General features: G+C 69.6%; 6 protein-coding genes (1 of these 6 only partly in view). 3 read left to right on the forward strand and 3 right to left on the reverse strand.

Annotated elements, in window-relative coordinates; genetic code table 11:
* Both LFM09_RS11405 and LFM09_RS11410 read right to left on the reverse strand, forming a co-directional pair.
* On the reverse strand, positions 1–12267 hold the beginning of the coding sequence (locus LFM09_RS11405) for a type I polyketide synthase (protein WP_414096336.1). 15564 nt of this gene lie to the left of the window's left edge; only the first 12267 of its 27831 coding nucleotides appear in the window; its start codon is at positions 12265–12267; its stop codon lies off the left edge, out of view.
* A gap of 37 nt (positions 12268–12304) precedes the next feature.
* The gene (locus tag LFM09_RS11410; RefSeq protein ID WP_414096337.1) at positions 12305–20188 is read right to left on the reverse strand and encodes a type I polyketide synthase; all 7884 of its coding nucleotides are present in this window, start codon (positions 20186–20188) and stop codon (positions 12305–12307) included.
* 268 nt (positions 20189–20456) lie between these two features.
* On the opposite strand from LFM09_RS11410, the gene LFM09_RS11415 reads away from it, so the two are divergent.
* The 3 genes from LFM09_RS11415 to LFM09_RS11425 are packed head-to-tail and all read left to right on the forward strand — an operon-like array spanning position 20457 to position 24351.
* Positions 20457–21479, forward strand: coding sequence for an FkbO/Hyg5 family chorismatase (locus LFM09_RS11415; protein WP_414096338.1), 1023 nt, complete (start codon positions 20457–20459; stop codon positions 21477–21479).
* 34 nt (positions 21480–21513) lie between these two features.
* Positions 21514–22722, forward strand: a complete 1209-nt coding sequence (locus LFM09_RS11420; RefSeq protein ID WP_414096339.1) for a 3-deoxy-7-phosphoheptulonate synthase — start codon at positions 21514–21516, stop codon at positions 22720–22722.
* A 24-nt stretch (positions 22723–22746) separates the two neighbouring features.
* Positions 22747–24351 carry a bifunctional 3-(3-hydroxy-phenyl)propionate/3-hydroxycinnamic acid hydroxylase gene (locus tag LFM09_RS11425; protein ID WP_414096340.1) on the forward strand — a complete coding sequence of 535 codons (1605 nt, stop codon included), beginning with the start codon at positions 22747–22749 and terminating at the stop codon, positions 24349–24351.
* On the opposite strand, the gene LFM09_RS11430 is transcribed toward LFM09_RS11425, so the two are convergent.
* Positions 24317–25327, reverse strand: coding sequence for a zinc-binding dehydrogenase (locus LFM09_RS11430; protein ID WP_414096341.1), 1011 nt, complete (start codon positions 25325–25327; stop codon positions 24317–24319). The genes LFM09_RS11425 and LFM09_RS11430 overlap by 35 nt on opposite strands.
* Between the last annotated feature and the right edge of the window lie 8 nt (positions 25328–25335).

Here is a 25335-nt window from a genome sequence, read left to right on the forward strand (position 1 = left end):
GGTGGCGTTCTGGAACTCGACCGTCTGCCGCAGGTTGGTGTACCAGTAGCCGGCGTCCATGATCGCGGTGTCGATCGGTTCGCCGGTCACCGTGGAGTACAACGGAATCGCGCTGGTCCGCGGCGCGATGCCGGCAAGATCCTGGTGCACCCGTTCACGAATCGCCTCGACCTGCGGGGTGTGCGACGCGTAGTCCACGGCGATCATGCGCGCCCGGACGTCCTTCTGCACGCACTCGGCCACGATCTCGGCGAGCGCCTCGGGCTCACCCGCGACCACCGTCGACCGCGGCCCGTTGACCGCAGCGACCGCCACCCTGTCCTCGTAACGCGCGATCAGCGGCCGCACTTCTGCTGCGGGCAACGAAACCGACAACATGCCGCCCCGCCGCGACAACGCCTCATCAACGGCTTGGCTTCGCAGCGCCACGACGCGCGCCGCGTCCTGCAGGCTCAGTGCTCCGGCGACCGCGGCCGCCGCGATCTCACCCTGCGAGTGCCCGACGACAGCCTGCGGCTCAACCCCGTACGAGCGCCACACCTCGGCCAACGACACCATGACCGCCCACAGCACGGGCTGCACGACGTCGACCTGGTCCAGCAGAAGCTCTTCTTGGAGCACCTCGACCAGCGACCACTCGACGAACGGCCGCAGCGCCGCGTCGCACTCCGCGATCCGGCGCGCGAACACCTCGTTGCTCGCCAGCAACTCCCGGCCCATGCCGACCCACTGCGAGCCCTGGCCTGGGAACACGAACACGGTCTTGCCCGCGGTCGTGACCTGCCCGGTGATGACGTCGTCGCCGATGATCACGGCCCGGTGGTCGAAGTTCGCCCGCGCTGCCAGCGTGAACCCGACGTCGACCGCGTCAGCCTCGACCGCCCTGATCCGCTCGACCTGGGCTTCCAGCGCCTCCGCAGACTTGGCCGACACCAGCCACGGCACCGCACCCGCTGCACCGAGCCCGCCACCGGCCGCACCAGACCCGCCACCCGGGATCGATTCGGATTGGCTGACCCCCTGGGGGGAGCCACCCCCCATCCCAATCATCTCAGGCAGGTCTGACAGTTCTGGCGAGCTCGGCGCCTCCAAGATCACGTGCGCGTTCGTGCCCGAGACACCGAACGACGAGACGCCCGCGCGGCGCGGGCGATCCACCGAAGGCCACGAACGCGTCGAGGTCAGCAGCTCGACCGCGCCGGCCTCCCAGTCGACGTGCGACGACGGCTCGGTGATGTGCAGAGTGCGCGGCAGCACGCCGTGGTGCAGCGCCTGCACCATCTTGATGACCGACGCGACACCGGCGGCCGCCTGCGAGTGGCCGATGTTCGACTTGATGGAACCCAACAACAACGGCGAAGGACGCTCCTGCCCGTACACCGCCAGCAAAGCCTGAGCTTCGATCGGGTCACCCAGCGGCGTTCCGGTGCCGTGCGCCTCGACGGCGTCGACGTCGGCAACCGACAGACCGGCCGAGGCCAGAGCCGCGCGGATCACGCGTTGCTGCGAAGGACCGTTCGGGGCAGTCAACCCGTTCGAAGCGCCGTCCTGGTTGACCGCGGAACCACGGATCACCGCAAGGATCCGATGGCCGTTGCGCACAGCGTCGGACTGACGTTCCAGCACGACCTGGCCGATGCCCTCAGCCCAGCCGACGCCGTCCGCCGAGTCGGAGAACGCCTTCGACCGGCCGTCCTCGGAAACGCCGCGCTGCCGGGAGAACTCGATGAACGTCGAGGGCGTCGACATCACCGTCACACCACCGGCGAGCGCCAGCGAGCACTCCCCCGATCGCAGCGACTGGATCGCCCAGTGCATCGCGACCAGCGACGACGAGCACGCCGTGTCGACCGTGACCGCGGGCCCCTCGAACCCGAACACGTAGGACACGCGACCGGACGCGACGCTGCCCGCGCTGCCCTGCCCCTGGTGCCCTTCCATGTCGCCGCCACCGACGACGGACTGGTAGTCGTTGTACATCAAGCCGGTGAACACACCGGTCGCACTGCCCCGCAACGCCGTCGGGTCGATTCCGGCGCGCTCCAGCGCCTCCCACGCGGTCTCCAGCAACAGACGCTGCTGGGTGTCGGTCGCCAGCGCCTCCCGCGGCGACATGCCGAAGAACGACGGATCGAACTCGGCCGCGTCGTGCAGGAACCCACCCGAGCGCGTGTAGGAGGTGCCGATGTGATCGGGATCCGGGTGATACAGGCCCTCCAGGTCCCAGCCCCGGTCGGCCGGGAAATCGGTGACCGCGTCGACCTCGTCGATCACGAGCTGCCACAGCTCTTCCGGCGTCGTGACACCGCCGGGATAACGACAGGCCATGCCGACGATCACGATCGGGTCGTCCGAAGTGGACACCAATGCGGGCAACTCCGACACCGGCGACACGGCGCCGAGCAGCTCATCACGCAAATAAGCCGCCAACGCGCCGGAGGTCGGGTAATCGAAGATCAACGTCGCGGGCAGCCGGATCCCGGTGGCCGCCGTCAGCCGGTTCCGCAGTTCGACAGCGGTCAGCGAGTCGAACCCGAGATCGCGGAACTGCTGCGCCGCATCAACCGCGTGCGCACCTCCGTGCCCGAGAACCGCAGCCACCTCGGTGCGCACGACTTCGAGCAACGCCTCCAGCCGATCGGCCTCCGACAACACCGAAAGCCGCGAAACGAGCGTGATCGCGGTGTCCGATCCCGCCACGGAACGCTTCGAGCGCGTCCGGACCAGACCGCGCAGCACCGGCGCCACCTCGCCCTTTGCGCGCAGCACGGCGAGGTCCAGCCGGAACGGCGCCAGCGCGGGACCACCGTGCGCGATGGCCGCGTCGAACAGCTCGACGCCCTGCTCCACCGAGATCGGCGGCATACCGGCGCGACGCATGCGTTCGACGTCCACTTCGGACAGATGCCCGGCCATGCCGCCTTCCCAGGCGCCCCAGGCCAGCGACACGGTGTTCTGCCGGTGCGCGGCGAGGGCGTCGAGGAACGCGTTGGCGGCCGCGTAGTTGCCCTGCCCCGCGCTGCCGAGCGTGCCGGCGACGGACGAGAACAGCACGAACCTGGCCTCGGGCAACAACTCGTGCAGGTTCCAGGCCGCGTCGACCTTGGGCCGCAACACCTTGGACACCCGCTCGGGCGTCAACGACTCGATCACACCGTCGTCCAGCACCCCGGCGGCGTGCACGACCGTCCGCACCGGGTGCTTCTTCAGCAGCTTCTGCACAGCCTTGCGGTCCGCCACGTCGCACTTCGCGACGGTGACGCGTGCGTCCAGCTCGGCCACCCACTCCGGCTTCTCGCCGCGCCGACTGACCAGCACCAACTCGTCAACACCCTGCGCGACAAGGTGTTTCGCGATCACACCACCCAGACCGCCGGTGCCACCGGTGATCAGCACCGGACCCTGCCACGCGACCTCGCGTCCGGTCGCGGCCGCCCGCGCGAGCCGGACGGCCTTGACCACGCCTTCGCGGATGATCAGCTCGGGCTCGTCGATGCCCAGCGCCCGCGGCACGAGCTCGCCGGAGTCGGTGTCGATGATGCCGAACCGGCCGGGGTGCTCGGTCTGCGCCGACCGCACCAGGCCCCGCACCGCCGCGCCCGCAAGGCAACCCGTGCCGGTGACGAACACCAGCTTCTCGGGCCGCTCGCCGGCGATCCACTCCTGCAGCCGCGCCAACGCCCGCGCCACCAGCACATGCGTCGCCTCGACAACTTCGCCCTCGGCAACGACGTGCTCGACCACGACGCCGTTCGCCGGCTCGGCGGGCACCGGGACCTCGACCCACTCGACCTGGAACAACGAGTCGCGGTCAGTGCTGCTGAGCTGCTCGGCGGACACCGCACGCACCGCCAGCGCGTCCACCGACGCGACCGGAGCCCCGGTGGTGTCGGCGAGCGCGACGGCGAGGTTGCCGCCGTTGCGAGTCAGCTTCACGCGCAACGCCGTCGCACCGGTCGCGTGCAGCGTCACGCCTTCCCACGAGAACGGCAGCCCGGCACCGTCGTCGACCAGCAGCGCCGCGTGCAGTGCCGCGTCGAGCAGCGCCGGATGCAGCCCGAAGCCGCTAGCCGACACCCCCTCGGACAACGCGACCTCGGCGAACACGGTGTCGCCGTCCCGCCACGCCGCCCGCAGCCCCTGGAACGCCGGCCCGTACTCGAACCCGCTCTCCGCGAACCGCTCGTAGGCGTCCGCGACGTCGATCGGCTCCGCACGCGGCGGCCACTCACCGACCTCGGCGACGTCCCCACCGGACCCGAGCACACCGGTGGCGTGCTCCGTCCACGGCTCGTCGACCGCGCGCTCAATCCGGGAGTAGATCGAGATCTGCCGACGGCCGTTCTCCTCAGCGCCCACGACCACCTGAACCTGGACGCCACCACTCTCCGGCAGCACCAACGGCGCCGCGAGCGTCAGCTCCTCGACGCGATCCAGTCCGACCTCGTCCGCCGCCCGCACCGCCAGCTCGACGAGCGCCGCACCCGGCACGAGCACCGCGCCGTGCACGGTGTGGTCGGCAAGCCACGACCGCCGCGCCAGCCGTGCCGTGAACAGGTGACCCGCTCCCCCGGCGAGTTCGACCGCGGCACCGAGCAACGGGTGCTCCACCGCCCCGAGGCCCGCCGACCGCACATCCGACTTCGCGCTGGTCTCCGGCCAGAACGACTGGTGGTCGAACGCGTAGGTGGGCACGTCAACACGTTGACCACCGGTGTACAGCTGCGCCCAATCAACATTGATTCCGTCAACATGTACTTGACCGAGTGCAGTCAACATTGAATCAACATCAGACTTGACTCGCGTCAACGTCGGAATCAACCCGTCAACCATCGCCGTCAACTGCGCGTCAGGCCCGACCTCAACCGCAGTCACGTCACCTAGCCGGGTGACGTTCTCGTGGAACCGCACCACGTCACGCACGTGGTTGACCCAGTAGTCGACGGTGGTGACATCGCCGGATGTCGACATTCCGACAACCGGCTCGTTGAACGTGATCCCGCTGATCGCCTCACGGAAGTCGTCGAGCATCGGCTCCATCAACGGCGAGTGGAACGCATGCGACACCTTGAGCCGCTTGCTCTTCCACCGCTCGGCGATGACGAGCACTTCCTCCTCGACGCCGGCGATCACGACAGACCGCGGCCCGTTGACGGCGGCAATCGACACGCCGTCGGTCAGGTGCGCGCGCACTTCTTCTTCGGACGCGATGACAGACACCATCGCCCCACCGGCCGGCAACGCCTGCATGAGGCTCGCCCGCGCCCGGACAAGCTCCGCCGCGTCCTCCAGGCTCAGGACCCCGGCGACGTGTGCGGCCGCGATCTCACCGATCGAGTGCCCGGCAACCTGACCCGGCCGAACCCCGAACGACTCCAGCAACCGGTACAGCGCCACCTGGATCGCGAAGATCGCGGGCTGCGCGTTCCCGGTCTGGTTCAGCGCCTCAGCGTCGTCGCCCCACATGACGTTCCGGACGTCGAGGCGATCCAGCACCTCGTCCAACGCCCGCGCGAACACCGGGAACGCCTCGTAGAGCTCACGCCCCATGCCCAGCCGCTGCGAACCCTGCCCGGAGAACACGTAGGCCAGCGGCTTCCCGCTCACCACGCCCTTCGCGACGACCTGCCCGCCGAGCACCACGGCCCGGTGGTCGAAGGTCGTCTTCAACGCGAGCGAGTACCCGATGTCCCGCGGGTCGCCTTCGAGCGGCAGCACCCGGTCGAGCTGCGCGTCCAGCGCCGTCGCGGACTTCGCGGACACCAACCACGGCACCACACCCGCCGCACCAAGCCCGCCACCGGCCGCACCCGCTCCACCGCCGAGCCCGTCGCCGGTTGCGTCCGCCCCACCGCCCGGGATCGATTCGGATTGGCCGGCCCCCTGGGGGGAGATACCCCCCATCCCAATCATCTCAGGCAGGTCTGACAATTCCTGGCCGGCGGAAACCGACGCAGGCGCCTCCAAGATCACGTGCGCGTTCGTGCCCGAGACACCGAACGAAGAGACGCCGGCGCGACGCGGGCGGGAGACCGCGGGCCACGACGTCGGGGAGGTGACGAGGGTGATGTCGCCGGCTTCCCAGTCCACGTGGGTGGACGGCTCGTCCACGTGCAGGGTTGCGGGGACCAGGCCGTGGCGCATCGCGTGCACCATCTTGATCACGCCCGCGACGCCCGCGGCGGCCTGGGAGTGGCCGATGTTCGACTTGATGGAGCCGAGGAGCAGAGGCGCGGGGCGGTCCTGGCCGTAGGTGGCGAGGAGCGCTTGGGCCTCGATCGGGTCTCCGAGTGTCGTGCCGGTGCCGTGGGCCTCGACGACGTCGACGTCGGACACGGACAGGCCGGCGGAGGCGAGCGCCGAGCGGATCACGCGTTGCTGGGACGGACCGTTCGGGGCCGTCAACCCGTTGGAAGCGCCGTCCTGGTTGATCGCGGAGCCTCGCACGACAGCCAAGATGTTGTGGCCGTTGCGAATGGCGTCCGATTGGCGTTCGAGCACGAGGAGGCCGACGCCTTCGGCCCAGCCCACGCCGTCGGCCGTGTCGGAGAAGGACTTGCAGCGGCCGTCCGCGGAGAGTCCTCGCTGGCGGGAGAACTCGACGAAGGTGGACGGGGTCGACATCACCGTCACGCCGCCGGCCAGGGCCAGCGAGCATTCGCCGTTGCGCAGCGCCTGGGAAGCCAGGTGCAGTGCCACCAAAGAAGAAGAGCACGCGGTGTCGACGGTGACGGCGGGGCCCTCGAAGCCGAACGTGTAGGAGACGCGGCCGGACGCGAAGGTGCCGGCGCTGCCCATGCTCTGGTAGCCCTCGAACTCGCTGCCGCTGATCACGACCGAGTAGTCGGTGTACATGACGCCCGCGAACACGCCGGTTGCGCTGCCCCGCAGGGAAACCGGGTCGATGCCGGCGCGTTCCAGCGACTCCCAGGCGGTTTCCAGCAACAGGCGCTGCTGCGAGTCGGTGGCGAGGGCTTCGCGCGGGGACATGCCGAAGAACGCCGGATCGAACAGCGGTGCTTCGTGCAGGAAGCCGCCGGAGCGGGTGTAGGAGGTGCCGATGTGGTCTGGGTCGGGGTGGTAGAGCGCGTCGACGTCCCAGCCGCGGTTGGCCGGGAAGTCGGTCACCGCGTCCACGCCGTCGACCACCAGGCGCCACAGGTCTTCCGGCGACGAGACGCCGCCGGGGTAGCGACAGGCCATGCCGACGATCACGATCGGGTCGTCGGAGACCGAGGCAACCGCTACCTCCGGCGCGAGGGCGTCAGTGCCGAAGAGTTCGTCGCGCAGGTAAGAAGCCAGGACCCCGGCGTTCGGGTAGTCGAAGATCAGGGTCGCGGGCAGACGCAGGCCCGTGACGGCGGTGAGCTGGTTGCGGAGTTCGACGGCGGTCAGCGAGTCGAAGCCGAGTGACTGGAACGCGCGGCCGGGGTCGATCTCGTCGGTGCCCGCGTGGCCGAGGACAGTGGCGACCTGGCCGCGTACGAGGTCCAGCAACGCCTCCAGGCGCCCGCTTTCATCCAGAACGGCGAGACGACTGGTGAGCGAGACAGCAGAGGAGGAACCCGCGACCAGACGGCGCGGGCGGGTCTTGATCAGGCCGCGCAGCATCGGCGGGATGTCACCGCGGCCGCGCAGCACGGGCAGGTCGAGGCGCACAGGGACGGCGTTGCCGGCACCCGTTGCCGCGTCGAAGAGTTCGAGGCCCTGATCGACCGTGAGGCCGGGGATTCCAGTGCGCGCCAGGCGTTCCGCGTCCGCGCCGGACAGCATGCCCGCGATCCACGGGCCCCATGCCAGCGAGGTGCCGGGCAGACCGTTGCGGCGGCGGTGTTCCATCAGGGCGTCGAGGAACGCGTTCGCGGCGGCGTAGTTGCCCTGGCCGGCCGTGCCGATCGTGCCCGCGACCGACGAGAACACCACGAAGGCGTCGAGGTCGGCGGTCAGCTCGTGCAGGTGCCAGGCGGCGTCCACCTTGGGGCGCAACACGGTGCCGACGCGATCGGGCGTCAGCGACTCGACGATGCCGTCGTTCAGGACGCCGGCGGTGTGCACGACGGCGCGGATCTCGTGCCGCGTCAACAAGGATTCGAGCTGCGCGCGGTTGGAGACGTCGCACGCCTCAACGATCACGCTGGCGCCCAACGCTTCCAGCTCCGCGACGTCAGCCTCGCCGCGCCGGGAGACGAGCAGCAGGTCGCGGACGCCGTGCGTGGTGACGAGGTGCCGTGCGATGATCAGGCCGAGGCCGCCGGTGCCGCCCGTGATGAGAACCTTGCCCTGCCACGAGAACTCGCCGGCGGGAGCGAGGCGGGCCAGGCGTGGCACGGCCGCTTCGCCATCGCGCCAACGGATCTGCGGCTCGTCCAGCGCGAGGACCTCCGCCGGGACGTCGCCGTCCGACTCCACCAGCACGAAACGGCCGGGGTGCTCGGTCTGCGCCGACCGCACCAGGCCCCACACCGCTGCCGCGCCGAGGTCGCCGGGACGCGTGACGAATGCGAGGCGGTCCTGTCGTTCGTCCGCGATCCATTGCTGGAGGCGTGCGAGGACTTGTGCGGTCAGGGCATGCGCGGACTCGACCGGGGAACCGTCGGAGACGACGTGCTCCACCTCGACCTCGGCGGTCTCGGTGGGCAGTGCGACGGGCGTCCAGTCGACGTGGAACAACGCCTCGCGCCCGATGCCCGTGTCGTCGGCGGGAATCGGGCGGGTGACGAGGGAGTCGATCGAGATGACCGGCGTTCCGTTGAGGTCCGTCGCGGCGATCGCGAACGACTCACCTTGCGGCCGGATGCGCACGCGCAGCGCGGAGGCACCGGTCGCGTGCAGCGACACACCTTCCCAGGCGAACGGCATGCCGCCCTCGGACGTGCTCAGGTCGGCGGCGTGCAGGGCGGCGTCGAGCAGTGCCGGGTGCAGACCGTAGCGGTCGGTCTCCTCGGTGATCGCAACCTCGGCGTAGACGTCGTCGCCGTGGCGCCACGCTGCGCGCAGGCCCTGGAACGCCGGCCCGTACGCGAACCCCTTGTCCGCGAACCGTTCATAGAACCCTTCCAGCGCAACCGGTTCCGCACCGGCGGGCGGCCAGGCCGTGGTGTCGAAGTCTGGTGCCGTGCCGGACGCGAGGAAACCAGTGCAGTGTTCGAGCCACGGCGTGTCCTGGTCGAGGCGTGAGTAGATGGCGATGGAGCGGCGTCCGGCTTGTGGGGCACCGATCGCGACCTGGACCTGCACCGGGTCGTTGAGGACCAGCGGCGCCGCCAACGTCAGCTCGTCGAGTCGGTCGAGGCCCAGTTCGTCAGCTGCGCGCAACGCCAGCTCGGCGAACGCCGTCCCGGGGAACAGGACTCGGCCGCCGACGACGTGATCGGCGAGCCACGGCTGCGTCGCGACGGACAGCCTGCTGGTGAACAGCACGCCCTGCCCGTCGGCGAGCTCCACCGCCGCGCCGAGCAACGGGTGGCCCACCGCGGTGAGGCCGAGTCCGGACGCGTCGGCGTTCTTCGTGGTCGACGGCCAGAAACGCTGCCGTTGGAACGCATACGTCGGCAGTTCGACCCTGGTGCCGCCCTCGAAGAACGGCTTCCAGTCGACGTTCGTGCCTTCGACGTGGAGGCGGGCGAGGGCGGTGATCAGGGCTTGGGTTTCGGGACGGTCCTTGCGGAGCGTTGGGATGCCGCTCTCGACCAGCGCCGACAGCACGCCGTCGGGGCCGATCTCCAGGAACCGCTTGTCGCCCAGGCTGATCACGGTGTCGTGGAAGCGGACGGTGTTGCGGACGTGCCGGACCCAGTACTCGGCGTTCGCGACGTCACCGAGGCCCGGGATGACTGGAGCGTGGAACCTCAGGTGCGCGATGGCGTTGCGGAAGTCGTCGAGCATCGGGTCCATCAGCGGCGAGTGGAACGCGTGGCTGACTTGGAGCTGCTTCGACTTGCGGCCTTCGAAGTTCGCGACGATCGTGCGGGCTTCTTCTTCGACTCCTGCGATGACAACGGATTCCGGGCCGTTGATCGCGGCGATGGACACACCCGGTGTGAGGTGCGGGGTGACTTCGGCTTCGGTGGCCTGGAGCGCGATCATCACGCCTGCGCGGGGCAGGGCCTGCATGAGTCGCGCGCGGGCGTTGACGAGTTTCGCGGCGTCTTCGAGGCTGAACACGCCCGCGATGTGCGCGGCGGCGATCTCGCCGATCGAGTGGCCGGCGACGTGGTCGGGCTTGACGCCGAACGACTCGACCAGGCGGTAGAGGGCTACCTGCAGCGCGAAGATCGCGGGCTGGGCGTTGCCGGTCTGGTTCAGGGCTTCCGAGTCGTCGGCCCACATCGCGCTGACGTCGAGGTGCTCTGCGACCTCGTCGAACGCCTCGCGGAACTTCGGGAACGCCTCGTACAGCTCGCGGCCCATGCCGAGGCGCTGCGAGCCCTGGCCGGTGAACAGCATCGCGAGCTGCTTCTCGGTGGCGGTGCCGCGCGCGATCTCGGTGCCGTTGAGGATCACCGCGCGGTGGTCGAACAGCGTGCGGGCCGCCAGTGAGTAGCCGACGTCCTTCGCATTCACCGGCAGGTCCGCAGCCGCCTCACCCGACAGGTCAGCGGCCACCGGTCCCAACACGTCCGCGAGCTGCGCGATCTGTCCGGTGAGCGCCGCGTCCGACTTGGCCGAGACCAGCCACGGCACGCCACCCGTCGAGCCCAGATCGCCCTGCCCGCCCAGTCCGCCGCTCGGACCGCCCGCCTCGCCCGGCCCGCCCGCCTCGCCCAGTCCACCGCTCGGACCGCCCGCCTTACCCGACGCGTTCCGTCCGCCGCTCGGAATCGATACGGATTCGCCGGCCCCCTGGGGGGAGCCACCCCCCATCCCAATCATCTCAGGCAGGTCTGACAATTCCTGGCCAGCGGAGACCGGCGCAGGCGCCTCGACGATCAGGTGCGAGTTGGTGCCGGACACGCCGAACGAGGAGATGCCCACGCGACGGGGCCGATCGACAGCAGGCCACGGCGTCGCGGAGGTCAGCAACGAGACCGAGCCGGCCGACCAGTCGACGTGGGAGGAAGGCGAACTGACATGCAGGGTGCGCGGCAGGACGCCGTGCTGCATCGCCTGCACGACCTTGATCACCGAGGCGACGCCCGCCGCGGCCTGCGTGTGACCGATGTTCGACTTGATCGAGCCGATGTACAGCGGAACCGAGCGGTCCTGGCCATAAGTGGCGATCAGCGCGGCGGCCTCGATCGGGTCGCCCAAAGTGGTGCCAGTGCCGTGCGCCTCCACGGCATCGACATCGGCAGGAGCCAGACCGGCAGATGCCAGGGCCGCGCGGATCACGCGTTGCTGCGAGGGACCGTTAGGAGCGGTCAGGCCGTTCGAAGCGCCGTCCTGGTTGACGGCCGAACCGCGCAACAGGCCGAGAACCCGGTGGCCGGCAGCAACCGCGTCGGACAAGCGTTCCAGCACCAGCATGCCGGCGCCCTCGGACCAGCCGACACCATCGGCGGAGTCGGAGAAGGCCTTGCAGCGGCCGTCAGCGGCGAGTCCGCGCTGCAGCGTGAACTCGACGAACGCATGCGGCGTCGCCATGATCGTGACGCCACCGGCCAGCGCCAAAGAGCACTCACCGGAACGCAAAGCCTGCATGGCCAGATGCATGGCCACCGACGACGAAGAGCAAGCGGTGTCGACGGAAACCGCGGGCCCCTCGAAGCCGAAGGTGTAGGACAGACGGCCGGAGAGCACGGACGCGATGAGGCCGGTGGAGGCGTGCCCGTCGCCGTCCACCGACACCAGGTCCGCGTAGTCCTGGCCGTTCGTGCCCACGAACACGCCGGTCGGAGAACCCCGCAACGCCGAAGGATCCAGCCCCGCCCGCTCCAGGGCCTCCCACGTGAGCTCCAGCATCATGCGCTGCTGCGGGTCCATGCCCAGGGCCTCGCGCGGCGAGATGCCGAAGAAGTCGGCGTCGAAAGACGCCAGATCAGTCAGGAAGCCGCCCTCCGAAGCCAGAGAGGCGCCGGCGCGCAACGACGAGAGGTCCCAGCCGCGGTCGGCGGGGAAGGCGGAGACCACGTCGCGGCCGGAGGACACGACGTCCCACAGCTGTTCGGGAGTGACCACGCCGCCGGGGAAGCGGCACGACATGCCCACGATCGCGATGGGCTCGCTGTGCTTCTGCTCCAGCTCGAGGACGCGTTCACGAGCCCGGCGCAACTCGACCGTGACTCGCCTCAGGTAGTCGGCAACCTTGTCCTGCTGCTCTTCCTGCACTGGTCCGTCCTCATTTCGTGCGGGCAACACACTGCTACTACGAGAGGTCGAGCAACTCGTCGTCGATGATGTTCAGGAGGTCCTCGACGGAGACACTGCGAATGTCGTCGTCCGAAGTGGACACAGGCTTCTTCAACCGGCCCAGCAGCTTCTCCAGGCGCTCACGGATCACGTCGTGGTCGGACTCCGCGACAGAGGCGAGCGACGCCTCGAACCGCGTCAGGTCGGCCAGAGCGGAACCGTCGACAGCGGCGGACAGGCCGGACAGCAGGTGCTCGGCGACCAGGCGCGGCGTCGGGTAGTCGAAGACCAGCGCCGACGGCACGGGCAGGCCCGTCGCGGCCTTCAGGCGGTCGCGCATCTCCACGGCGGTCAGCGAGTCGAATCCCTGGTCGCGGAACGCCTTCTCCGCGTGGATCGACTCGACACCGGCGTGGCCCAGCACCGCGGCCGCCTCGGAGCGCACCAGATCGAGCAGCACCCGTGACCGGTCGGCCTCGGACAGGCCGGCGAGCTTCTCCTGCAACGCGACCTCGGCGCCACCAAGATCGTCGTCCGGAGCAAGAGCAGCGGAGAACGAAGGGATCGTGGAGAACAACGGCGACGGGCGCGACGCGGTGAAACCCGGTGCGAAACGGGCCCAGTCGGTGTTCGTGACGGTCAGCACGGTCTCGCCGTCCGACACCGCCTGCACCAGAGCCGTCAGAGCCAGCTCCGGGTCCATCGGCAGCACGCCGTGGCGGCGCAGCTGGTCGTAGGCCTCCGGATCGGTCGCCATGCCGGCTTCGGCCCACGCGCCCCACTGCACGGACGTCGCCACCAGGCCCTGGCCGCGGCGGAACTGCGCCAGGCCGTCCAGGTAGGCGTTCGCGGTCGAGTACGCGGGCTGGCCGCCACTCCCCCACGCCGCCGCACCCGACGAGAACAGCACGAACGCGTCGAGGTTCCCGGTCAGCTCGTGCAGGTTCCGCGCGGACACCATCTTGGCGCGCAACAACTCCCCGAGCTGATCAACACTCAGATCGCGCAACAAGGCGTCGCCGGAATCGATGCCGGCGCAGTGCACAACAGCTGTCAGGTCGGGGAAGCGTTCCAACAACTCCGAGACCGCAGCTCGATCAGCGACGTCGCAGGCCTCGACGGAGACCTCGGCACCGAACCCTTCGAGCTGCGCCACCAGATGCTCGACACCAGGCGTCAACGGCCCGCGACGTGAGGTCAGCACGATGTGCGAAGCACCCCGAGCAGCAACGGAACGGGCCACGAACCCGCCCAGGGCACCGGTGCCGCCGGTGATCAGGACCGTGCCGGACGGCGTCCAGTCCTCGCCGTGCTCACCACGCGGCGCGGGCACCAGGCGGCGGGCGAAGACACCGTTGCCGCGCACCGCGATCTGGTCCTCCCCCAGCGAGTTCGTCAAAGCGGCCAGCAGGCCCTGGGCGATCTGGTTGTCCACGCTGCCCGGCAGGTCGATCAGGCCACCCCACCGGCGCGGTTGCTCCAGTGCCGCGACCCGGCCCATGCCCCACAACGCGGCCTGCACCGGTGACGTCACGATGTCCCCGTGCCCGGTCGACACAGCGCCGCGCGTCACCGTCCACAACGGAGCGTCGATTCCCGCCCGCAGCAGCTCCAGGGTCCCCGACAACGGATAGGGCACGTCGCCCGAGTCGTCCGCGACACCCAGCAGCGACACGACCCCGGTGAACTCGCGGCCTGCCAGCGAAGCGACCTTGTCGAGCGGCACGGTGACCCCGCCGAGGATGTCCACGACGTCCCGCGTCCACGTGTCCTGCTCGCCCGGCGGCACAACCACCAGCCAGGTTCCGGCAAAAGCACCCGCCGGCGAGAGCCGTTCCCACGACTCGCGGAACCGCCAGGAATCCACAATGGACTGCGACCGCTGCCGGGTCCGCCACGAGGACAGCGCGGGCACCACGGCCGCCGCCACCTCAGGATCGAGATCCAGCACGGCCGCCAGCTCGTCGTTCTCCACGAGCTGCCAGAACGCCGCGTCCAGCGGATCGGCCTTGCCGACCGCGACCTCGGGCTCCGGCCAGAAACGAGAACGCTGGAACGCATACGTCGGCAGGTCGACGCGAACCGCACCGGTGCCCTCGAACAGCACCGGCCAGTCGACCGGCACGCCCACGACGTGCAGGCGCGCCAGGGCCGACACAAATGAAGCCTCCTCCGGACGTTCGCGGCGCAGCACCGGCACGACAGCGGTGTCCAGCGGCACCGCGCCGGTCTCGGTCAGCTCCGCCACCAGCGCCGACAGCACGCCGTCCGGGCCGAGCTCCAGGAACGCGGAAACACCCTGACGCCCCAACGCCCGCACGCCGTCCGAGAACCGCACGGCCTCCCGCACGTGCCGCACCCAGTACTCCGGCGAGGTCAGCTGTTCGCGCACGGCGAGCTGCCCGGTCACGTTCGACACGACCGGGATCTGCGGCTCGGAGAACGACAGGCCCTCGACGACCGCGCGGAAGTCGTCCAGCATCGGGTTCATCAAGGGCGAGTGAAACGCATGGCTCACCGTGAGACGCTTAGTCTTGCGGTCCGCGAACCGATCCACCACCGCGTCGACACCGGCCTGCGAACCCGCCACCACCACCGAACGCGGGCCGTTCACAGCCGCCACGGACACCTCGGGCCCCAAGTGAGGCAGCACTTCCTCCTCGGTGGCCTGCAGGGCCACCATCGCGCCACCGGTCGGCAGCGCCTGCATCAGGCGCGACCGCGCGTCGACCAGCCGGCACGCGTCCTCAAGCGAGAACACCCCGGCGACGTGCGCGGCGACGATCTCACCGATGGAGTGCCCGCCCACGAAGTCCGGCCGCACGCCGAAGGAAGCAGCGAGCCGGAACAGCGCCACCTCGATCGCGAACAGCGCCGGCTGCGTGTACCGGGTCGCGTTCAGCGCATCGACGTCGTGGCCCCACATCACGTCCCGCAGCGACACGTCCAGGTGCTCCAGCACCGCGTCGAACGCCGTCGCGAACACCGGGAACCGCTCGTACAGCTCACGTCCTGTGCCGAGCCGCTGCGAGCCCTGCCCGGAGAACAGCACCGCCAACGACCGCTCCGACGCCACACCGCGCGCGATCTCAGCGCCGTCGACCAGCACCGCGCGGTGCTCCAGCTGCGTGCGCGTCGACACCAGCGACGCCGCGATGTCGAGAGCCGGCGCCTTGACCGCCCGGATCCGCTCGATCTGCGCTTCCAGAGCCGCCGCGGACTTCGCCGACACCACCCACGGCACAGCACCCGCCGTCGCGAGCCCGCTGGTTGCGCCCGGCCCACCGCCCGCCTGAATCGATCCGGGTTGGCTGGCCCCCTGGGGGGAGCCACCCCCCATCCCAATCATCTCAGGCAGGTCTGACAATGCCTGACCGGCGGAAACCGGTGCAGGCGCCTCCAAGATCACGTGCGCGTTCGTGCCGGAAACACCAAAGCCCGACACCGCCGCACGCCGTTCCCGCGACACCGCGGGCCACGGCTGATCTGACGTGAGCAGCTCGACCCGGCCCGTCCCCCACTCGACGTGCGACGACGGCGACGTCACGTGCAACGTGCGCGGCAGGACACCGTGCCGCAACGCCATCACCATCTTGATCACGCCCGCGACACCGGCCGCGGCCTGCGTGTGACCGAGGTTCGACTTCACCGATCCCAGCCACAGCGGAACAGAACGATCCTGCCCGTAGGTCGCGAGCAACGCCTGCGCCTCGATCGGATCACCCAAAGTCGTACCGGTGCCGTGCGCCTCCACCGCGTCAACGTCCGAAGTGGACAGACCGGCGGACGCAAGCGCTTGCCGGATCACCCGCTGTTGCGACGGCCCGTTCGGCGCGGTCAACCCGTTCGACGCGCCGTCCTGGTTGATCGCCGAACCCCGCAGCACGGCCAGCACCTCATGCCCGTTGCGGCGAGCGTCCGACAACCGCTCCAGCACCACCAGACCAGCGCCTTCGGACCAGCCGGTGCCGTCGGCGGAATCCGAGAAAGCCTTGCAACGGCCGTCGGCGGACAGCCCGCCCTGACGGGAGAACTCCACGAACGTCTGCGGTGTCGACATGATCGTCACACCACCCGCCAGCGCGATCGACGACTCGCCCGACCGCAGCGACTGCGCAGCCCAGTGCAAAGCGACCAGAGAAGAAGAGCAAGCGGTGTCGACCGTGACGGCCGGCCCCTGCAGCCCCAGGGTGTAGGCGACGCGACCGGACACCACACTGCCCGCCGTGCCGGTCGTCCAGTACCCCTCGGTACCAGCGGGCGCGTCCAGCAACCCAGCGCCGTAGTCGTGGTACATCACGCCGGCGAACACACCGCCGTTGGTGCCCCGTAACGAGACCGGGTCGATGCCCGCCCGCTCCAGCGCCTCCCAGGAGACCTCCAGCAGCAACCGCTGCTGCGGATCCATCGCCAGCGCCTCGCGCGGCGAGATCCCGAAGAACTCCGCGTCGAAGTCCGCCGCGTCGTGCAGGAAGCCGCCCGAGCGCGTGTGCGAGGCGCCGTCGAACAGCTTCTCCAGGTCCCAGTTGCGGTCCGTCGGGAACGCGGACACCACGTCCGCACCCGACATCACCAGCCGCCACAGGTCCTCCGGCGACGCGACGCCACCGGGATAGCGGCAGGCCATGCCCACGATCGCGATCGGCTCGTCCGGGTGAGAACGCGCGATCTCCGAGGTCACCACAGAAGCCCGCTCGCCCAGCAGTTCGGCGCGCAGATGCCGCGCCAGCACCACCGGAGTCGGGTAGTCGAACGCCACCGGCGCGGACAGGTGCAGGCCCGTCGCCGCGGTCAGGCGGTTGCGAAGGTCCACCGCCGTCACCGAGGTCAGGCCGAGCTCGCGGAACGTCTTCTTCGACTCCGCGCGCTCCGCCCCGGTCAACCCCAGCACGCCCGCGACCTCGGTGCGCACCAGATTGAGCAGGAAGATGTCCTGCTCCTCCGACGACATCGCCACCAGTCGCTGGCGTAACGCAGCGAGATCACGCTCGTCCGGCGTCGCGAGCCGCGCGGACACGTCGATCAGGCCCCGCAGCAACGCCGGCACCTCGGTCGACGAGGTCTGCTCGCGCAAGGCGGCGCTGTTGATCCGCATGATCACGGCCTGCGCGAGCCCCGCGGAGGTCGCGACGTCGAACATCGCGGTGAACTCCTGCGTCGACAGCTCACCCACCCGCGACGCGGTCGTCGGCGCGTCCGTCGAGCCCACCGCGAGGAACGTCGCGGACAGCTCGCGTTTGCGGCGGTAGCGGGCCAGGGCGTCCAGGAACGAGTTCGCCGCAGCCTGCTCACCGGATCCGACCAGCCCCAGCGCGCCCGCGACCGTGCAGAGCATGACGAACGCGTCGACGTCGCCGCCCTTGGTGAGCTGGTGCAGGTTGACCGCACCGTCCACAACGGACCGGAAGACGTTCTTGTCACGGGACATCGTGGGCTTGGCCGGGTGCTCGCCCTCGCTGTGGATGACGGCGGTGATCGGCCGCTTCAGCTTGCCCAGCACCTCGGCCAGCGCGGTACGGTCCGCCACGTCACAAGCCGCCACCGCGACCCGCGCACCCAGTTCGGAGAGCTCCGCCTCCAGCTGCGCGGTCGCCTCGTCGGTCCGGCCGCGCGGACTGATCAGCAGCAGATGCCGTGCTCCATAAGCAGCAACGAGATGCCGGGTCAGCGCGGCACCCATCGTGCCGTCCGCGCCGGTGACGACGACCGTGCGCTTCGGGTCGATGCGCACCACCTCGTCGCTGTCGACCGACGCCGACACGCGCTTGAGCCGCGGCATCAACGCGATGCCGGACCGGATCGCGAGCTGCGGTTCGTCGGCGGCGACCACGAGCGGCAGCACACCGGTCGACGGCGCCAGGTCGTCGATGTCGATCAACGTGAACCGGTTCGGGTGCTCGACCTGCAGCGACCGCAGCAGTCCCCACACCGGCGCGTGCACGAGGTCGCGCACGTCCTCGACGCCGGCCGCGACCGCGCCGCGCGTCAGCACTACCAGGCGCGACTGCGCGAACCAGTCGTCGTTCACCCACGTCCGCAGTACGCCGCCGACCTTGCGCAACGCCTCCTGCGCCGCCGTGGTGAGCTTGCCACCGGTGTCCATGTCGTCGGGGCAGCACAGCACCGCCACGTCCGGCGCCGGTTCACCGTCCACAACGGACACGTGCAAAGAGGCTGCGTCGGCGTAGGTGGCGACGTGCACGCCCGACGACACCAGGGAAGCGGTCAGGCCGAACATGTCCGGGCCGACGACGGCCCAGCGCTTGGCCAACTCCAAGCTGGTCGTGCGGACCGACGGCATCGGCGCCCAGTCCATGCGCAGCAACGACTCGTGCTGCCCGCCGCTCGCGGCCCGCAACCGGGCCGGGCGGTCGAGCAGCACGTGCCGCGTGATCTTGCCGGACGTGGTGCGCGGGATGTGGTCGATCTCGTACAGCTCTTCCGGCACCTTGAAGTTCGACAGCTGCTCCCGGCAGGCGTCGTACAGGCGCACGGGATCCAGGCCCTGCTTGCCGGGCACCACGAACGCGATCGGCACCTCGCCCAGGATGTCGTGCGGCTTGCCGACCACCGCGGCGTCCGCGACACCGGGGACCTTGAGCAGCACCTCCTCCACCTCACCGGGGTGGATGTTCTCGCCGCCGCGAATGATCAGCTCCTTGACGCGGCCGGTGATCGTGACGTAGCCGTAGAGGTCGCGGCGCGCCAGGTCACCGGTGCGGTACCAGCCATGAGGCATCGCCTGCGCGGTCGCCTCGGGCTGGTTGTGGTAGCCGGCCATGAGGCTCGGTCCGCGCACCCAGACCTCGCCCTCGGCCTCCGCGTCGACGTCGATGCCGGTGTCCGGGTCGACCAGCCGCACCGCGAGACCCGGCACCGGCAGGCCGCACGAGCCGGGAACCCTCGTGCCGTGCGCCCAGTTCACCGCGATCAGGCCGCACGTCTCGGTGCTGCCGTAGCCGTCGAGCAGCGCGACACCGAACAGTGCCTCGAACTCGACGCGCAACCCCGGCGGGCACGCCGAACCTGCGGTGAGGCACCGGGTCAGCGCGCTCGACGGCACCTCACGCGTGCGCGCGACTTCAAGAAGATGGTGGTACATGGCGGGAACACCGCACATGAACGTGTAGTCGTCGCCTGCCAGCGCGGTCAGCACCTCGTCCGCGGCGAACCCGTCCAGAATCCGAGCCGTAGCGCCCACGGCCGTGACGCCGACGACGCACAGCACGTGCGCCAGGGAGTGGTGCAACGGCAAGGGCCACAACACCTTGTCGTCGTGGTTCAGGCCGATGACCGGGGCGTAGCAGGCGGCGACCGACCACAGGCACGCTCGCTGGGTCGACAGCACGCCCTTCGGTTTGCCGGTGGTGCCGGAGGTGTAGAGCATGAACGCCACGTCGTCCAGGCCCTGGTCGTCACGCGCGGGCACAGCCGGATCCGTGGTGGTCAGTTCCCGGTAGGACACAACGGAGTCGCCGCGCGGCAGCGGTTCGTCGCCGCTCACGACCACGCGCAGGTAGGGGCGGCCCGGCAGCAGCTTGCGGACCTGGTCGAGATGCGCGAAGTCGGTGATCACGACGCGGGCGCCGCTGTCGTCCAGCACGTAGGAGAGCTCGGCATCGGCGGAATGCGGGTTGAACGGCACCGCGACGCCATTCGCACGCGTGACGGCGAGGTAGCTCTCGACGATGTCGACGCTGTTGCCCAGGAAGATCAGCGCCCGGTCACCCGGCTGCAGCCGCAGTCCGGCGAGGTGCCCGCCGAGCCGCCACGTCCGCCGCTCCAGCTCCGCGTACGTGACCGCGCGCCGCGAGTCCGCGAACGCGACCTTCTCCGGCGCGTTCGCCGCGTGGTATCGCAGCAGGTCGGACAACGGCCGGATCAGTTCGGTTCGAAACATCCCGACGGCGCTCCCTATTTACTGGCGACGTGGCTTGCACCTCGAGCGATGCTAGCCTCGGCCTCATCAGGCGGGTAAGTAGGAAATCCCCTAGCACCCCCCTAGGACCCCCCTATCATCCCGCCCTAAAGTGCTTTCCCCGGCGGAGCCGTTTTGCGGAGCGCGCCCAGTGGCTAATCTTTGATCACCGGCCCGGAAGAGCAGCTCGAAACAAAATCCCGGTTTCATTCCGCAAAACGTTTCACCTACTCCTCGGAGGGGCATTCACATGACTCAGGCGCAGCAGAAGGTGAACCTCCCCAGCTCGGTGTTCACCGGCCTGACCGAAGTCAGCAACGTCGCGGCCACCGGAAACGTTCTCGGAGTCATCAACTACACCACCGAGTGCACCGACCCGCGCGTGGAGAATGGTCTTCTGACGCTCGACCTGCACATGGCGGCAGACCTCGGCGAGGCATTCGCGGAGGTGTGGACGACCGCGCAGCCAGTCGAGACCGGCGAGCACCACGGCGTCTTTTACTCCCACGACGGCGAGTACCTGCTCGTCGCCGGCCGGATCGCCCCGACCGGCCGCTACACCGAGGACACCCGCGCCGCCTACGTCGCCGCGCTGGACCTGATGGACACCCTCGGTTACAAGAACTGCTTCCGCATGTGGAACTTCATCAACGACATCAACGCCGACAACGCCGAGGGCCTGGAGATCTACCGGGACTTCTGCAAGGGCCGCGCGGAGGCGTTCGAGCTCTTCCACTTCGGTGACAAGGAGGTGCCGAGCGCGACCGGAATCGGCTCGCAGGGCGGCGGGATCGCGTTCTACTTCCTGGCCTCCCGGTCCGCCGCGCTGACGTCGGTGGAGAACTCCAAGCAGATGGCCGCCTACCACTACCCGAGGCAGTACGGCCCGCGCCCGCCCAAGTTCGCCCGGGCCACCTACCTCGCCGCCACGCACACCGACCGCAGGTCAGGGCAGGTCTACGTGGCCGGCACCGCCAGCATCCGCGGGCACGAGACGCTCCACGACGGCGACATCGTGGCGCAGGTGAAGTTGTCACTGGACAACATCGAGCACCTGATTTCCGACGAGAACCTGGCGGACTACGAGATCACGCAGGGCAATTCCTTGCTGAACCTCGACAACATCAAGGTCTACGTCCGTCACCGTTCCGACATCCCGACGGTCCGCAGGATGTGCGAAGAGCGTTTCTCCCCGAACGCCGCCGTCCAGTACCTGAACGTCGACGTCTGCCGCGCCGATCTCCTCGTGGAGATCGAGGGCATCGTCGCCTGAAACGTCCAGCAGAACCAGAACAGGAGTGAGCACAATGCCTCAGACGGTGAAGCTGACGGAGTTCACGTACACGCAGACCGCCGCCCCGTGGATGACGTTGCCGGCAACGCAGCAGCCCCACTGGCACCACCACGCAGAGTACGACCTGATCGAGGCCGAACTGTCCGGCGCACTCCCCCTGGTCGCACATTCCGAAATTCGCGAGGCGAAGCGCGCACTGGGTCTCGCCGCGCTCGGTGAGGCGCGTGTGCTGCAGCTCGGCGACTGCGCCGAGTCCTTTTCCGACGCCGACCCGCTGACAACTTCCCGAAAGGTGCGCAACATCCAGCGCGTCGCCGCCCGGATGGCGGAACGGTCTGGTCAGCAGGTGGCACGTTTCGGACGGATGGCGGGCCAGTACGCGAAGCCTCGTTCGAGCAACTTCGAAACTGTCGACGGGGTCGACCTGCCGTCGTTCCGCGGTGAGCTGGTCAATTCCTTCGAGGCTGACAATTTCGCCCGTCAGCACGACCCGGAGCGAATGCTGCACGCCTACGACGCCTCGGCCGCCGTTGTCCGAGAAGTGCGCGCCCATTGGACGGGAAGTGCCGAGGAACTCGCCGGTGGCCCGTGGGTAGCTCACGAGGCATTGGTGCTGGATTACGAGAACGCGCTCATTCGCACCGACGAGCGCACCGGGGAGCAGTTCCTCACCTCGACGCACTTCCCGTGGATCGGTGAGCGCACCCGCCAGCTCGACCACGCGCACGTGTCGATGTTCGCCGCGATCGCGAACCCGATCGGTGTGAAGGTCGGCCCGACCGCCGACCCGGAGACCGTCGTCCGGCTGTGCCAGCTGCTCGACCCGCACCGCACGCCCGGCCGCCTGACGCTGATCGTCCGCATGGGCCGCGAGGACGTCCACGTCGCCCTGCCGCCGATCGTGCGTGCCGTGCGGCGCGCAGGCCACCCCGTCGTCTGGATCTCGGATCCCATGCACGGCAACACGATCAGCACCGAATCTGGGCGAAAGACTCGACTTGTCACCCATATCATCGAGGAGGCCACGGCGTTCCGGCACATCCTCGAGACCGAGGGCGCACACGCGGCGGGCCTGCACCTGGAAGCGGCCGCGACCGACGTGACGGAGTGCGTCGGCGGGCCTGTCCCCGACGAGAAGGCTCTCTCCGAGCGCTACGAGACCCTCTGCGACCCGCGGTTGAACCCCGAACAGGCGCTCGGAGTGATCGACTCGTTCTTCTGATCTCGCGCAGACAGGGAAGCCTCGATGACGTCACCCAAGCCGGGGGACCGGGCCGCCGCCGAGCTGACCGCCGACGTGGCGGTCGTCGGCTGCGGCCCGGTCGGCCTCGTTCTGTCCATCCTGCTGGCGCACAAGGGATGGCGGGTCGTCATCCTGGAGAAGTACCGCGGTCAGTACCCGTTCCCGCGCGTCGTCGCGTTCGACGGCGAGACCGCGCGCTCGTTCGCCTCGGCCGGCATCGGCGCCGACCTGATGGAGCTCGGCGAACCCCTGGGGCAGTACATGTTCCAGAACGCCGAGGGCCGCGAGCTCTTCTCCTTCGAGGCACCGTACGAGCCCGGCCGCGACGGCTGGCCGATCGCGACCGTGATGCACCAGCCGACGTTCGAGAAAGCCCTGCGCGAACATGTCCTGACGTTGCCGCAGATCACGACCCTGTTCGGGCACAAGGTCGAGGCGATCGAGGACAACGGCTCGCATGTCTCGATCACGGCGCCTGGACCGGACTTCTCCGGGGATGTCACGGCCTCGTGGGTCATCGGGTGCGACGGCGCGAACAGCTTCGTGCGCGACGTCATGGGCTCGCGCATGATCGACCTGAACTTCAAGCACGACTGGCTGCTGGTCGACGTCGTCTTCCACGAGAAGCGCGCCTTCCGGCCCAACGACGTGCAGGTGTGCGACCCGGCCCGCCCCACCACGATCGTCGCCTCCGGTCGCGGGCACCGGCGGTGGGAGTTCATGCGGCTGCCCGGCGAGTCGATCGAAGAGCTGTCCACTGTGGAGCGCATGTGGGAGCTGCTCAAGCCGTACGACGTCACGCCGGACAACGCCGACCTGACGCGGAACATCGTCTACACCTTCCAGGCGGCGATGGCGGACAGGTGGCGCAACGGGCGGATGCTGCTGGCGGGCGACTCGGCGCACCTCATGCCGCCGTTCGCCGGGCAGGGCATGTGTTCCGGGATCCGGGACGCGGCCAACCTGGCGTGGAAGCTCGACCTCGTGTTGCGGGACATCGCCTCCGACGCGCTGCTGGACGCCTACCCCGCCGAGCGCGCTTTGCAGGTGCGGCACACCATCGAGATGTCCATCGAGGTGGGCAAGATCGTGTCCGAGCTGGATCCTGTTGCCGCTGCCCGGCGGGACGCGTTCCTGATCGCGATGCAGGCCAAGCCCGAAGGCGTCGACCTCGCTCCTTCCGCCTACGCACTGGAGGACGGGATCGTGCGGCGGACACCGGAAGTCTCGCTGCCGGACGGTGAACTGTCGCCGCAGGGTGTGGTGGCGCGCGGGACTCAGCGGGATCGGTTCGACGAGGTTGTGGGGCGTGGGTGGCAGCTGATCACGACGCTGGACCCGTATGAGGCTTTGGGCGAGGACGAGCTGGAGTTCCTGAAGACGCTCGGAACGCAACTGGTGCGGGTGATGCCGGCGGGGATTCCGCCGAAGATCGCTCGGGCGCACGAGGTCGTGGACGTGGAGCGGCTGTATCTGCCTTGGCTTGCCGGCCACAGGAGGGTGGCGGCGTTGGTGCGGCCGGACTACTACGTGTTCGGGTTCGCCAAGGACCGCGCCGACCTGCCCGAGCTGGTCAGGGAGCTGAAGGACCAGCTGCCGCTGCGGTGAGCAGCAGCGACTTCCCCAGCGTTGTGCGGGCTTCGAGCGAGCGATGAGCCTCGTCCGCCCGCGCCAACGGGTACGTGGCGCCGATGTGCGGGCGGATCCGGCCCTGCGCGGTGAGCGCGAGCGCCTCGGTGAGGAGCTCACGCACGGACGCGGGGTCCGGAGGCCCGTCCGCGAGCGCGTTCTCCACGTGCACCTGCCGCCGTGCCGCCACCTCCGGGTCGATGTCGGCGAACCCGTCCGAGGTGCCGTAGGTGACGAAGCGGCCGCCCTCGGCGACGGTCTCGAACACGATCTTGCCGAGTGGTCCACCCGCGCCGTCGAACGCCAGGTCGACCTGCGGAACGCGGTGCTGCCAGCCGTCCTGCGAGTAGTCGACGGCCACCTCCGCGCCGAGCTCGCGGGCCAGCGCGAGCTTGCGCTCACCGCGAGCTGCGGCGACGACCCGCGCGCCGGCGTCCCGTGCCAGTTGCACCAGCAGCGAACCCGCTCCCCCTGTCGCGGCCGCCACCAGCACCCACTCACCTTCCTGGATCTTCGCGCCCCGAGCGAGGCTCAGCGCGGTTACTCCGTCGTGCACCATTGCCGCTGCCTCCGCCGAGCTCACGCCGTCCGGAACCGCGACGATCTCTTCGGCCGAGAAGGCGATCCGCTCGGCGTAGCCCGCGGACCCGCGAGCGACGACGTGCCGGCCGACCCAGGCGGGATCCACACCGTCGCCGACCGACAGCACGTACCCCGCGCCACCCCCGCCGGGTACGTAGGGCGGATGCCGCGGGAAGAACTCGCGCCCCCAGCCGCCGCGCAGCAGCGTGTCGAGGAAGATCACGTCGGCGGCGTCCATCCCCACGACGACCTGCCCCGCGGCGGCGACCGGATCGGCAACCTCCTCCGCGACCAGGACCTCTGGACCACCGAACTCGTGCACCCGAACGGCACGCACCACGACCACGCCCTCTACCTCGATGAACTCTGCCACAGCTCACA

The sequence above is a fragment of the Lentzea alba genome, from assembly GCF_047445655.1.
Taxonomy (GTDB): Bacteria; Actinomycetota; Actinomycetes; order Mycobacteriales; family Pseudonocardiaceae; genus Lentzea; species Lentzea alba_A.